The organism is Parasynechococcus sp. (genome assembly GCF_042954245.1).
Classification (GTDB): Bacteria; Cyanobacteriota; Cyanobacteriia; order PCC-6307; family Cyanobiaceae; genus Parasynechococcus.
The window spans coordinates 1-11,730 of the sequence record NZ_JBGKDP010000240.1 but is presented as its reverse complement, the minus strand read 5'-3'; the positions used below and the strand labels follow the sequence as shown (position 1 = coordinate 11,730).

Below are 11,730 nucleotides of genomic sequence, written 5' to 3'. Positions count from 1 at the left end.
GCCGCCGTAGACGTGCTGATCAGCAAAGGGCTGGCGATAGGAGGCGTAAAGGGTGACGTACTGCGGCGCGCCATCGAAGGGAGCGCTGAATTTGAACAGCTTGCGGTTGGAGCCCCAACCGGAGCTCTCCTGGGCTTCAGTGCCAAGATCCCGGAGGTAGGGAACGGTCTCCTCACCAAATGCCTGGGCGTATTCCGAGGAATTCACCAGCACGTCCACCAGACCGTTGAGGCCTTGGTCGCTGAGGATCGCGAACGACTTGCGGAATTCCTCAAGAGAGCTGATGCCCCGGCCGAGGAAGTGGCGGTAGGCCAGTTCCACTACGCGGCTGTTGACGAAACCGTCGTGGAACTGCTGGCGATATTCCTTGCTGCGGCCGAGGGCGCGAACGAATTCGCGCATTGAGATCTGCCCCTGGGCGACAGCACTGGCTTTGTCCGCACAGGGGGTCTGGGAGTAGCCCTTGGCGATGTCGCGCTCAAACACCTGGCGGTAGGCGGCACGAATGATTTCTGCTTTCTCGGCTCCGGATAGACCCGGACGCATTTCAAAGAGTTGGCATCCCTCTGAAGCTAGGGCATAGATTGCCGGCAGCTGCAGGCCCTGTTGCACTGCACTCCCTTGGCGTTGTTTTGTGCTGGGGGTCGGGATGGCCAGCTCCTGCAATAGCACGTTGAAGCAGTCGATGGTCATCTGACGGGCTTCAGGACGATCTCGCAGCAGTTCCGCTGAAGCGGCCCGCATCTCCTGAAGAGCCACGTTGGTGGCGGCAAGGGAGCAGTTCTCCAGGAGGATGTCCCGCAGGCCGCGGGTGTTCACCGCAAGGATGCTGGGGTCTCCTGCCACCAGGGCATAGCCCACATAGCGCAGGAACCAACCCATGTCGCGCACCGACTTACGCATGAAGGCCGGGCCGTACTTGGCCACGCTGATGGCGTTGAAACCGGTGGGGAGCACAACCCGCACGTCGGCATCGCCGCTGGCACCTTCCAGAAGGCGGGTGAGAAAGTTGCCCCGCTTGGTGGTGTCGCTGTTGCCGGTGAAGGTGCGCACCGACTGTTCAAAAGCGGCTTGGTCGGACGCCAGGGGTGTGCCCTCCTGGCCACTGGTGCGTCTGGTCTCACCTGTTGTTAGAGGCGCTTCAAGAAAGGCGAGGGGTGTTCCTCCCACAAAAATTCTGTTGGCGGCGCGGGCCACGATGGCCTCGGCGTTGGCCGCAATGATCCGGGACGCTTCGATCCGGTCCTGACCGGTTCGGAAGAAGGTCACAAGATTGTCCAGTTCCCCGTTGTCTGGGAAACGGTCCTGCTGCTCTGCCTGACGGACGCTGGAGAGCGGCAGCGTGTCGAACAGTTGGGGAGACACGCGCGGGCTGCCGCTGCTGGCGGTCACTGTCATCGACGAAAGCAAGCCGGATCGCGCCACGTTACGGCTGCTGGGATGGCCCTCCGTGGCCCCATGAACAAATGTTTGCAGGCCTTGCGGTGCTGCAGGGGATCGACGGGTCTGACGTGAAAAGCTCGCAGGTGCCGAATCTGCGCTGCATGACACACCCCAAGCCCAGTGATGCTGCGACTCCCATGGTGAGTGCGTTTTATGACCGCTTTCCCTTCCCGGGGGATCCACTGCAGGACGGACCGCCACCGGGATACAACTGGCGTTGGTGTCATCGCAGCGTGTTGGCGGCGGTGCATGGGCGGATCCCCGTCGGGGTGGAGCAGCCGCGGATTCTCGATGCCGGCTGCGGCACCGGGGTCAGCACCGACTACCTCTGCTATCTCAACCCGGGAGCGGATGTGCTTGGGGTGGACATCAGTGATGGGGCCCTGGCGGTGGCGCGGGAACGATGCCAGCGCTCCGGGGCGGCCGAGCAGGTGACCTCCCTGCGTCAGGAGCAACGCAGTCTGCTGGACCTCGATGGGGAGGGCCCCTTCGACTACATCAACTCCGTGGGGGTGTTGCACCATCTGGATCAGCCCGAGGCCGGGCTGCACTCCCTTGCGGATCGTCTGGCTCCGTCCGGTCTTCTGCATCTCTTTCTTTACGCCGATGCAGGTCGCTGGGAGATCCATCGCACCCAGAAAGCCCTGAGCCTTCTGAATGCCGGCACAGGGGCAGAGGGCCTGCGTCTGGGCCGGGAGCTGTTCGAGACCCTCCCCGAGAGTAACCGGCTGGCCCGTCATCACCGCGAACGCTGGGCCGTGGACTGCGCTCCTGACGCGAATTTTGCGGATATGTATCTGCACCCGCAGGAGACTAGTTACAACCTTGAGCGTCTCTTCGCGTTCATCGAAACGGCGGGTCTGCATTTCGCCGGCTTCTCCAATCCGGAGGTCTGGGATCCAGCCCGCCTTTTGCAGGGAGAACTGCTAGAGCGAGCCCAGTCCTTGCCACCGCGTCAGCAGTGGGAGCTTGTGGAGCAGCTTGATCCCGACATCAGCCACTTCGAGTTCTTTCTCTCTGCGGCACCGGTGGAGCGAGCTCGCTGGAGTGATGAGGCCCTTGGCCTAGCCAGGGGTTTGGTTCAGCCCTGCCTCTGGGGGGAACCCGATTCAATTCTTGGTCGCAACATGGAGCCGATTCAGCTCAGTGATGCCGACCGCACCCTGTTGCGGACTGTCGCCGAGCAGCCGGAACAGACTCTGGGAGCCCTTGCGTCTCCTGATCAGATCCGCAATCTTGTGGACCGACAGCTGCTTCTGTTGCAGGAATAACAGCAGCGAACGCGTGATAGATTCCGCGCGCCAATTCAGGCAGCGCTTGGAAGATTTTTACCGTCTTCAACGTCGCCTGCTGTTGGCCACCGTTCTGGTGTCACTCGTCACGGTTCCGATCGTGGCCCTCACCATGAATCTTTCGGTGGCCGGCAGTGTTCTTGTGGGCTCCTGCGCCGGACTTCTGTACGTGCGCTTGCTGGCTCGCAGCGTGGCCCGGCTCAGTGACCAGTCCCGTGGACTGGGGCGTTTTCAGCTCATCGTTCCAACCCTGCTTGTGGTTGGTTCGGCCAAGCTGCCTCAGCTCGATCTGTTGCCGGCCTTCCTGGGATTCCTTCTCTACAAGCCCGCCCTGATTCTTCAGCACGTCTTCGACGACCGCTGAGTCTGAGCACTTTTCTCTGCACCCATGGCTTTGTTGCCCCTACCACTCCCGTTCGCTGAACTGGAAGTGGGTCACCACCTGTACTGGCAGATCGGCGATCTGTATCTGCACGGCCAGGTGTTCCTGAGCTCCTGGATCCTGATCGGCATCCTCCTTGCTGTGGTGCTTGTTGGCACCCGCGGGATGAAGCGTGACCCGATCGGTCTGCAGAACCTGCTCGAATTCCTCTGGAACTTCATCCGCGACATCGCCCGCGACAACATCGGCGAGAAGTACTACCGCGACTGGCTGCCGTTCATCGGCACCTTATTTCTGTTCATCTTCGTGAGCAACTGGGGTGGAGCCCTGATCCCTTGGAAGATCTTTGAACTCCCCGAGGGTGAGCTGGGTGCTCCCACCGCAGACATCAACACCACCGTGGCGATGGCTCTGTTGGTGTCACTGGCGTACTTCTATGCCGGCCTGAGCCGTAAGGGTCTGCGCTTCTTCGAGCTGTACGTGGAGCCGACCCCGATCATGCTCCCGTTCAAGATCATCGAGGAATTCACCAAACCTCTCTCCCTCTCCTTCCGTCTGTTCGGAAATATCCTTGCCGACGAATTGGCTGTGGGGGTTCTGGTGTATCTGGTGCCGCTGATCGTGCCCCTGCCTGTGATGCTTCTGGGTCTGTTCACCAGTGCCATTCAGGCTCTGATCTTCGCGACCCTGGCGTCCTTTTACATCGGTGAAGGCCTTCACGAGGCCCACTAAAACCGCCTTCCTCTATCGCCGGAGAACGGCAATCTGCTAAACACATCCGCGCGCAGGTCCGGCATTGCACCCGGGCCCGTTCCTTTGGGAATGTCCCTGCGCGGGGGGAACTGATCCCCAAGTCCATTCCGTACAGCGCTTCCCAGCGCTTCCCCTTACACCACCCAACATGGATTCCATCACCTCCGCCGCTTCCGTTGTGGCTGCTGGCCTGGCAGTCGGCCTCGCCGCCATCGGCCCTGGTATCGGTCAGGGCACCGCGTCCGGCGGCGCTGTTGAGGGCATCGCCCGTCAGCCCGAAGCCGAAGGCAAGATCCGCGGCACCCTGCTGCTGTCCCTGGCGTTCATGGAATCGCTGACCATCTACGGCCTGGTGGTGGCTCTGGTGCTCCTGTTCGCCAACCCCTTCGCCGGCTGATCAGTGCAGGGGGATCGCTGATCCCCCTGCTGAACTCCTTGTTTCGATTCCTTCCCAGTGCACCTTTCCATGACCTGGCTTCTGCTCGCTGAAGCAGGTGTTCCGGAGGGAGGTCTTTTCGACCTCGATGCCACCCTTCCGCTGATGGCGGTTCAGGTGGTTCTCCTCACCTTCCTGCTCAATGTCCTCTTCTTCCGTCCGGTCGGCAAGGTCGTGGAAGATCGTGAAGGCTATATCTCCACCAGTCGTGCTGATGCCAAACAAAAGCTTGCCCAGGTTGAACGCCTGGAAGCTGATCTGGTTGAACAGCTGAAAGGTGCTCGTCAGGCCGCTCAGGCCATGATCGTTGAGGCGGAACAAGAAGTTGATCGGCTTTACCGCGAAGCGCTGGTGCAGGCGGAAGCTGAAGCCAATCGCACCAAAGAGGAAACCCGTCGTGCAATCGAGGCCGAGCGTGAGTCCGCCCGCACCCAACTCAAGGGCCAGGTGGATCAGCTGAGCACCACGATCATCAACCGTTTGCTGGCCGCGTGATGACCCTCAATCTCAATCCGCTCGAGACCAATCTGGTCAACCTGGTCATTGTGATCGGTCTCCTGTTTTGGTTCCTGCGCGGGTTCCTTGGAGGAATCCTGGAACGCCGCCGCGCCGCCATTCTTCAGGAGTTGCAGGACGCTGAGTCCCGCCTGAAAACCGCCACCGAAAACCTGAGCCAGGCCCAGTCCGAGTTGGCTGCTGCCCAGCAGAAAGCCGAAAAGATTCGTGCTGATGGTCAGGCCCGCGCTGCAGGCATTTGTGCCGAAGGCGAGAAGCGCACCATTTCTGTGATGGCAGCCATCAAGGCCGGTGCCGATGCCGACGCTGAAGCCGACGCTGCTCGGATCAATGACAGCCTGCGTCGTGAGGCCGCTCTGGCGGCAATCGACAAGGCCCTTGCCGAACTGCCTAGTCGTCTTGATGCCAGTGCTCAGGCCAAGTTGATCGATTCCACCATCAAAAATCTGGAGAACGCCTGATGCCTCTCCTTAACTCTCTGGCCACCCCTTACGCCGAAGCGTTGCTTCAGGTCACTGAGGCCCGTGGTGAGTCTGAAACTGTTGCCGATCAATGCAAGCAACTGCTTGCGATCTGGAACGACTCGGAAGACTTCCGCGACGCCATGGTGTCTCCGGTTCTCGAGTCCGATGCCAAGAAGAAAGCTCTCAAGGCGCTTGTTGGTGAGAATGTCACTCCTTCAGTCTTCAACCTGCTGAAGGTGCTGGCTGACCGCCAACGACTCATAGCTTTTGATGCGGTGATGCTTCGCTATCTCGAGCTTTATCGGGAACAGCAAGGCATCACGCTGGCCCAGGTCCGCTCTGCTCAAAGCCTCACTGATGATCAACAGGCGGCACTGTCCAAAAAGGTGCAGGCCATGGCCGGCACCAACAAGGTCGACATCGACCTGAGTGTGGATCCGTCCCTAATCGGCGGTTTCGTCGTGAGTCTCGGATCTCAGGTGATCGACGCCAGCTTGTCTGGCCAGGTTCGTCGCCTTGGTCTGGCACTCGCCAAGGCGAGCTGACCTCACTCTTTCCTCTACCGCTCCTTCCTCCCCAACTCCCAGCTGGGCACACGCCATGGTTTCCATCCGTCCTGACGAGATCAGCGCCATCCTCAAGAAGCAGATTGAGGACTACGACAAGTCGGTTACCGTTAGCAATGTCGGTACCGTTCTTACCGTGGGCGACGGCATCGCCCGCGTTTACGGCCTGCAGCAAGCCATGGCCGGCGAACTCATTGAATTTGAGGACGGCACCGAAGGCATCGCCCTGAACCTCGAAGACGACAACGTCGGCGCGGTGCTGATGGGTGAGGGATACGGCATTCAGGAAGGCAGCACGGTGAAGGCCACCGGCAAGATTGCTGCTGTTCCCGTGGGTGAAGCCATGCTGGGCCGGGTGGTGAACTCCCTGGGCCGCGCCATCGACGGCAAGGGTGAAATCGCCACCAGCGAAACGCGCCTGATCGAATCCATGGCGCCCGGCATCATTCAGCGCAAGTCGGTTCACGAACCGATGCAGACCGGCATCACCGCCATCGACGCGATGATCCCCGTCGGCCGTGGCCAGCGCGAGCTGATCATTGGTGACCGCCAGACCGGCAAGACAGCTATCGCGATCGACACGATCCTGAACCAGGCGGATCAGGACATGATCTGCGTCTACGTCGCCGTGGGTCAGAAGGCTGCTTCCGTGGCCAACGTCGTTGAAGTGCTCCGCGAGCGCGGCGCTCTCGGCTACACCGTGATCGTGGCGGCAAACGCCTCCGAGCCCGCTGCGCTGCAGTACCTGGCCCCTTACACCGGTGCCACCATCGCCGAGTACTTCATGTACAAAGGCAAGGCCACCCTGGTGATCTATGATGATCTCTCCAAGCAGGCTGCTGCCTACCGCCAGATGTCGCTCCTGCTGCGTCGTCCGCCCGGTCGTGAGGCATACCCCGGTGACGTCTTCTACTGCCACAGCCGTCTGCTTGAGCGTGCAGCCAAGTTGTCTGACGCCATGGGCAAGGGTTCCATGACCGCTCTGCCGATCATCGAGACCCAGGCCGGTGACGTTTCGGCCTACATCCCCACCAACGTGATTTCGATCACAGACGGTCAGATCTTCCTCAGCTCCGACCTGTTCAACTCTGGTTTGCGTCCTGCGATCAACGTGGGTATCTCCGTGAGCCGGGTGGGCGGTGCTGCCCAGACCAAGGCCATCAAGAAGATTGCCGGCACCCTGAAACTGGAGCTGGCCCAGTTCGACGAGCTGGCCGCCTTCTCCCAGTTTGCTTCTGACCTGGATGCCTCCACCCAGCAGCAGCTGGAGCGCGGCAAGCGCCTGCGTGAGCTGCTCAAACAGCCTCAGTTCAGCCCCCTAATCCTGGCTGAGCAGGTCGCGATCGTTTATGCCGGTGTGAAGGGCCTGATCGACGACGTCCCCGTCGACAAGGTCGTCGACTTCTCCCGTGAACTGCGTGAGTACCTCAAGTCCAACAAGGCTGAGTTCATCACCGAAATCCAGGAGAAGAAGGTGATGCGTCCTGAGGCTGAAGCGATCCTCAAGGACGCCATCACCGAAGTCGTGTCCACCATGGTCGCTTCTGCGGCCTGACGGAGCTGCCGACATGGCGAATCTCAAGGAAATCCGAGACCGAATTAAGTCGGTCAAAAACACCCGCAAGATCACCGAGGCCATGCGCCTGGTGGCTGCGGCCAAGGTGCGCCGTGCCCAGGAGCAAGTGCTCCGCAGCCGTCCCTTCGCGGATCGGCTGGCGCGGATCCTGGAAAACCTCCAGTCCCGCATGCGCTTCGAAGCGGCTGCATCTCCCCTGATGCAGCAGCGCGATTTGGAGACCATCACCCTTGTGGCGGTTACAGGTGATCGCGGCCTGTGCGGTGGCTACAACGCCAATATCATCAAGCGCACGGAACAGCGTTTCGCTGAGCTGAAGGGCAAGGGCTTCGATGTGAAGTTGCTGCTGATCGGCACTAAAGCGATCGGCTACTTCACCCGTCGTGACTACCCGATCCAGGCCACCTTCTCCGGCCTGGAACAGGTGCCCACCGCCGATGAGGCCAACACGATCTCCACAGATCTGCTGGCTGAATTCCTGACTGAAAGCACCGATCGGGTGGAGCTGATCTTCACCAAGTTCATCAACCTGGTGAGCTGCAAGCCTGTGGTTCAGACTTTGCTGCCCTTGGATCCTCAGGACATCGCTGATCCTGAGGATGAGATGTTCCGTCTCACCACCAAGGACGGTCTCCTGACTGTGGAGCCCGGTGCAGGCCCTGCCAACACCGAGCCGAAGATTCCTTCGGATATCGTGTTTGAGCAGACCCCCGAACAGCTGCTGAATGCACTGCTCCCCCTGTACCTGCAGAACCAGATGCTGCGTTCCCTGCAGGAATCGGCAGCCTCCGAGCTGGCGAGCCGGATGACGGCCATGAACAATGCCAGCGATAACGCTAAGGAGTTGGCCAAGACCCTGACTCTCGACTACAACAAGGCCCGTCAGGCCGCGATTACCCAGGAGATTCTGGAAGTTGCAGGCGGCGTCGCAGCGGTCGGCTGATCAACGCGATCGATCTTGGAAAGCCGGTTCTTCGGAGTCGGCTTTTCTTGCCTTGTTTACGGTTGAGCGGAGGGGTTTCTCAGGGTGTCGGCGTGCTTCAGCTTCATCAGCTCTTCCCCACCGTGGTGGCAACGACGCAACTGCCTCTCGACCCCCTGCAGCAGGCGTCCTGCATGCAGGCTCTGCTGAGGCTTCGCGGCGAGGCCGAGGGCAATCTCAGTGAGGGGTGTGCCTGGACGGGTGACCTGCATGGGGTGTGGCAGCTCCATCAACAGGAGCCCTTTCAGGCCCTGGCTCAATTGGTGGTGGATCAGGCCTAGAGCTATCTCGATTCACTGGGCTTCGCCCGAAGCCAAGTGGCCCTGCATCTGCAGCGTTGCTGGCCTGTGATCAGCGATTGGGATCAAGCGGTTGGCCGCCACCATCACCCCAATGCCCATCTCAGTGCTGTTCTCTACCTCTCGGGCACGGGCTCGAGAGAGGAGGGCGTCTTACGGTTGCATGCGCTCCATAAACCCAACGAGTTGGTGGCGGGTTTGGCGGTCGGCTACGGCGGCCCGATTGCTGAAGGCCACTCGTTGAATCAGTCCCACTGGGATCTGGCCCCACGCCCGGGTTTGCTCGTGCTGTTTCCATCGAGCCTGCAGCACAGCGTTCTGCTCAACGACGACCAAGACGAGCTGCGCTGTTCTATCAGCTTTGATTTCGTGCTGACAGCACCAGCGCAGGGTGGTTCTTCGGAGTATCTGGCGCCCCACCCCCGCCATTGGGACTCGCTGGACGAGCCCATTGCCTGAGAGAATGCGGCCTCTTCCTTGTTGAGCCCGGCATGTCCGACGTGGCTACTTACACCGTCCGCGCCGAGTTCGAAGGCGAAAATCACACCTTTTCCTGCCGCGCCGACCAGACGGTGCTGAATGCTGCTGAGGCCGCTGGCATCGCCCTTCCCAGCTCCTGCTGCTCCGGGGTCTGCACCACCTGTGCTGCGGTAATCAGCGAGGGCAGTGTTGAGCAGCCCGATGCCATGGGTGTGAAAGGTGAGCTGCAGCAGCAGGGTTACAGCCTGCTGTGTGTAGCCCTCCCGAGGGCCGACCTCACCCTCAAGGCGGGGCAAGAGGATGTGCTCTACGAAGCCCAGTTCGGTCAATATCAGAAGTGAGGCTCACCAGCCTGCAACGCCAATTATTCTGGCCCGCAGATGTGCCATTGGTGGAGCTGCGCAGCTGGATCCGTGAGCAGTTGGCTGAAGAGGGTGATGTGCTGCGTTGGGCCCTCACCGCGGTGGGCTCCAGCGCCGATTGTGGTCGAACCCTTCAAGTGGAGGCAGTGATCAGCGAATGAGCTCGGCACCGATGCCAACGCTGATGCTGGTGCCGACGGGTATCGGTTGTGACATCGGTGGTTACGCCGGTGACGCTTTGCCGTCTGCACGATTGCTAGCTGCAGCGAGCGGCTGCCTGATCACCCATCCCAATGTGATTAACGGGGCCTCGCTTTATTGGAGCGATTCCCGCGTGCACTACGTGGAGGGCTATGGCCTCGATCGTTTTGCCGTGGGTGAGTGGGCCCTGCGGCCGGTGCGGAGGCAGCGAATCGGTTTGCTGCTGGATGCCGGGATTGAACCAGAGCTGGCCCAGCGCCAGATTCAGGTGGCTGAGGGCTGCCGTGCCAGCTTGGGTTTGGATATCGGCCCTGTGATTTCAACGGATGCTCCGCTCGAGGTGACGCTCGAGCGCGGTGCCAGTGGCGCCAGCTGGGGGCGCCTGGGTTGTCCCGATGCCTTGTTGCGTGCTGGTGAAGGCTTGAAGCAGGCCGGGGCAACGGCGATCGCGGTGGTGGCGCGCTTCCCGGAGGATCCGGAGAGTGAGGAGTTGGCGGCCTATCGCCAGGGCAGTGGCGTGGATGCTCTGGCCGGTGCTGAAGCGGTGATCAGCCACCTGCTGGTGCAGCACCTGCAGATCCCCTGTGCCCACGCGCCCGCTTTGGACCCCTTGCCCCTGGACCCCCAGCTGGATCCAAGAGCGGCGGGTGAGGAGCTCGGTTACACCTTCCTGGCCTGCGTGCTGGTGGGGCTGAGCCGGGCACCGAATCTGGTGATCGGCGAGCGGCAACCCGGCGATCTTGGCGCGGAGCAATTGGGGGCTGTTGTTGTTCCCGAAGGAGCCCTGGGGGGGGAGGCGGTGCTGTCCTGTGTGGAGCGTAATTTGCCCGTGGTCTGCGTGGCCAATCCATCGGTGCTGTCGGTCACCGCCGACACCCTTGGCTTGAGCCAGAGCGTTCTTCAGGCCAGCAGTTACAGCGAGGCAGCAGGTTTGGTGCTGGCGCTGCGGGAGGGATTGAGTCCGGTGTCTCTGGGCCGGCCACTCCCAGCGTTGCAACGGTTGGACTGATGCCTGGCGGTTTCGGTAGAGCTCTCGATCAGAGCCCTTGCCCCTGTGGGGGTGGTGTTTATCGCAGCTGCTGCGGGCCCTTGCATCGCGGTGATCAGCGTGCTGAAACGGCTGAATAGTTGATGCGCTCCAGGTATTCAGCCTTTGCGCGTGGTGACATCGACTATTTACTGGCCACCCATCCCGAGCCGGATGTTCCAGCACAGCAGCAGCGCCGTTCCCTGGAGCGGAGTTGCCGGCAGAGCCGTTGGCTCGGCTTGACTGTGCTTGCTGTCAGCGCAGGTGATCCGCGTGATCTGGAGGGAACGGTGCAGTTCGAAGCCCGTTATCGCGGTGGGGTGCTCAAGGAAACCTCCCTGTTTCAGCGTCGCGATGGCGCAGACGATGGCCCTTGGCTCTACACGGGGGCACTCCAATTGTAGGGCTAACGCAGGCAGGCCATCGGATGCCGCGGCGGCACCCCCAATGCTTTGGCCACGCCGGGGTGGCAGACCGATCCTAGCACCGTGTTTAAGCCGGAGATCAGTTCAGGACGTTCAGTGACAGCCTCCTCCAGTCCTCGTCCGGCGATGCCCAGGATGTAGGGGAGGGTCACGCTCACCAGGGCTTCAGTGGAGGTGAACGGCACTGCTCCCGGCATGTTGCCCACGGCATAGTGCTGCACGCCGTGAATGCTCACGGTGGGATCGCGGTGGGTCGTCTCCTGGCTGGTGGCGATGCAGCCCCCCTGGTCGATCGCCACATCCACGATCACCGAACCGGGGCGCATTTGCTGCACCATCTCCTCGTCCACCAGGGTGGGGGCGCGCCCGCCGGGAGTGAGCACGGCTCCGATCACCAGATCCGCCGTCGGCACCAACCGTTCCAACAGCCCGCGGCTGCTCACCACACTCATCAACCGGCCGCGTCGGTCGGCCTCGAGGCTGCGCAACCGCTGGGGCGAGCGGTCGAGCAGCAATACCTCGGCAT

At 61.4% G+C, this 11,730-nt stretch carries 13 protein-coding genes and 3 pseudogenes; 14 read left to right on the top strand and 2 right to left on the bottom strand.

Annotated features, from left to right (window positions below):
• A partial coding sequence (locus tag ACGVJ8_RS11290; RefSeq protein ID WP_392348155.1) for a phycobilisome rod-core linker polypeptide occupies positions 1 to 1,398 on the bottom strand: 1,398 nt, incomplete at its 3' end.
• 146 nt (positions 1,399 to 1,544) lie between these two features.
• Here ACGVJ8_RS11290 and ACGVJ8_RS11285 point away from each other — a divergent pair.
• The 14 genes and pseudogenes from ACGVJ8_RS11285 to ACGVJ8_RS11220 all read left to right on the top strand — a co-directional run bounded on the left by ACGVJ8_RS11285 (position 1,545) and on the right by ACGVJ8_RS11220 (position 11,183).
• Complete coding sequence (locus ACGVJ8_RS11285; protein ID WP_392348157.1) at positions 1,545 to 2,714, top strand: class I SAM-dependent methyltransferase; 1,170 nt, start codon at positions 1,545 to 1,547, stop codon at positions 2,712 to 2,714.
• 46 nt (positions 2,715 to 2,760) lie between these two features.
• Positions 2,761 to 3,099 (top strand): hypothetical protein, encoded by a 339-nt coding sequence (locus ACGVJ8_RS11280; protein ID WP_114989508.1) that lies wholly within the window; start codon positions 2,761 to 2,763, stop codon positions 3,097 to 3,099.
• A gap of 24 nt (positions 3,100 to 3,123) precedes the next feature.
• The gene (atpB, locus tag ACGVJ8_RS11275) at positions 3,124 to 3,849 is read left to right on the top strand and encodes a F0F1 ATP synthase subunit A (RefSeq protein WP_006852023.1); all 726 of its coding nucleotides are present in this window, start codon (positions 3,124 to 3,126) and stop codon (positions 3,847 to 3,849) included.
• A gap of 169 nt (positions 3,850 to 4,018) precedes the next feature.
• Positions 4,019 to 4,267 (top strand): ATP synthase F0 subunit C, encoded by a 249-nt coding sequence (gene atpE / locus ACGVJ8_RS11270; RefSeq protein ID WP_006851467.1) that lies wholly within the window; start codon positions 4,019 to 4,021, stop codon positions 4,265 to 4,267.
• Between the two features lie 69 nt (positions 4,268 to 4,336).
• Positions 4,337 to 4,801 (top strand): F0F1 ATP synthase subunit B', encoded by a 465-nt coding sequence (locus tag ACGVJ8_RS11265; RefSeq protein ID WP_392348152.1) that lies wholly within the window; start codon positions 4,337 to 4,339, stop codon positions 4,799 to 4,801.
• Positions 4,801 to 5,283 carry a F0F1 ATP synthase subunit B gene (locus ACGVJ8_RS11260; RefSeq protein WP_392348150.1) on the top strand — a complete coding sequence of 161 codons (483 nt, stop codon included), beginning with the start codon at positions 4,801 to 4,803 and terminating at the stop codon, positions 5,281 to 5,283. Before ACGVJ8_RS11265 ends, ACGVJ8_RS11260 begins: the two co-directional genes overlap by 1 nt.
• Positions 5,283 to 5,831: an ATP synthase F1 subunit delta gene (gene atpH, locus ACGVJ8_RS11255; RefSeq protein ID WP_392348148.1), complete on the top strand. Its 549-nt coding sequence runs from the start codon at positions 5,283 to 5,285 to the stop codon at positions 5,829 to 5,831. The genes ACGVJ8_RS11260 and atpH overlap by 1 nt, the downstream gene beginning before the upstream one ends.
• Before the next feature lie 55 nt (positions 5,832 to 5,886).
• Entirely contained in the window at positions 5,887 to 7,407 is a 1,521-nt protein-coding gene (atpA, locus tag ACGVJ8_RS11250) for a F0F1 ATP synthase subunit alpha (RefSeq protein WP_392348146.1), read from the top strand.
• A gap of 13 nt (positions 7,408 to 7,420) precedes the next feature.
• Positions 7,421 to 8,371 (top strand): F0F1 ATP synthase subunit gamma, encoded by a 951-nt coding sequence (locus ACGVJ8_RS11245; RefSeq protein ID WP_392348145.1) that lies wholly within the window; start codon positions 7,421 to 7,423, stop codon positions 8,369 to 8,371.
• Between the two features lie 62 nt (positions 8,372 to 8,433).
• Positions 8,434 to 9,168, top strand: a pseudogene (locus ACGVJ8_RS11240) (putative 2OG-Fe(II) oxygenase).
• A gap of 32 nt (positions 9,169 to 9,200) precedes the next feature.
• A complete protein-coding gene (locus ACGVJ8_RS11235) occupies positions 9,201 to 9,530 on the top strand; it encodes a 2Fe-2S iron-sulfur cluster-binding protein (RefSeq protein WP_392348143.1) in 330 nt (109 codons plus the stop codon).
• Positions 9,527 to 9,712, top strand: a complete 186-nt coding sequence (locus tag ACGVJ8_RS11230) for a hypothetical protein (protein ID WP_392348141.1) — start codon at positions 9,527 to 9,529, stop codon at positions 9,710 to 9,712. Before ACGVJ8_RS11235 ends, ACGVJ8_RS11230 begins: the two co-directional genes overlap by 4 nt.
• Positions 9,709 to 10,761, top strand: coding sequence for a DUF3326 domain-containing protein (locus ACGVJ8_RS11225; protein WP_392348139.1), 1,053 nt, complete (start codon positions 9,709 to 9,711; stop codon positions 10,759 to 10,761). The genes ACGVJ8_RS11230 and ACGVJ8_RS11225 overlap by 4 nt, the downstream gene beginning before the upstream one ends.
• A pseudogene (locus tag ACGVJ8_RS11220) lies at positions 10,761 to 11,183 on the top strand (YchJ family protein). The gene ACGVJ8_RS11225 and the pseudogene ACGVJ8_RS11220 overlap by 1 nt, the downstream one beginning before the upstream one ends.
• A gap of 2 nt (positions 11,184 to 11,185) precedes the next feature.
• Here ACGVJ8_RS11220 and ACGVJ8_RS11215 read toward each other — a convergent pair.
• Positions 11,186 to 11,730 (bottom strand): annotated as a pseudogene (locus ACGVJ8_RS11215) (alanine dehydrogenase); the annotation flags it as partial.

Bases quoted from the DNA above. Each gene is read 5' to 3' on its own strand.
- ACGVJ8_RS11285 (WP_392348157.1), top strand. From the start codon at position 1,545: ATGACACACCCCAAGCCCAGTGATGCTGCGACTCCCATGGTGAGTGCG.
- atpB (WP_006852023.1), top strand. From the start codon at position 3,124: ATGGCTTTGTTGCCCCTACCACTCCCGTTCGCTGAACTGGAAGTGGGT.
- atpE (WP_006851467.1), top strand. From the start codon at position 4,019: ATGGATTCCATCACCTCCGCCGCTTCCGTTGTGGCTGCTGGCCTGGCA.
- ACGVJ8_RS11265 (WP_392348152.1), top strand. From the start codon at position 4,337: ATGACCTGGCTTCTGCTCGCTGAAGCAGGTGTTCCGGAGGGAGGTCTT.
- ACGVJ8_RS11260 (WP_392348150.1), top strand. From the start codon at position 4,801: ATGACCCTCAATCTCAATCCGCTCGAGACCAATCTGGTCAACCTGGTC.
- atpH (WP_392348148.1), top strand. From the start codon at position 5,283: ATGCCTCTCCTTAACTCTCTGGCCACCCCTTACGCCGAAGCGTTGCTT.
- atpA (WP_392348146.1), top strand. From the start codon at position 5,887: ATGGTTTCCATCCGTCCTGACGAGATCAGCGCCATCCTCAAGAAGCAG.
- ACGVJ8_RS11245 (WP_392348145.1), top strand. From the start codon at position 7,421: ATGGCGAATCTCAAGGAAATCCGAGACCGAATTAAGTCGGTCAAAAAC.
- ACGVJ8_RS11235 (WP_392348143.1), top strand. From the start codon at position 9,201: ATGTCCGACGTGGCTACTTACACCGTCCGCGCCGAGTTCGAAGGCGAA.
- ACGVJ8_RS11225 (WP_392348139.1), top strand. From the start codon at position 9,709: ATGAGCTCGGCACCGATGCCAACGCTGATGCTGGTGCCGACGGGTATC.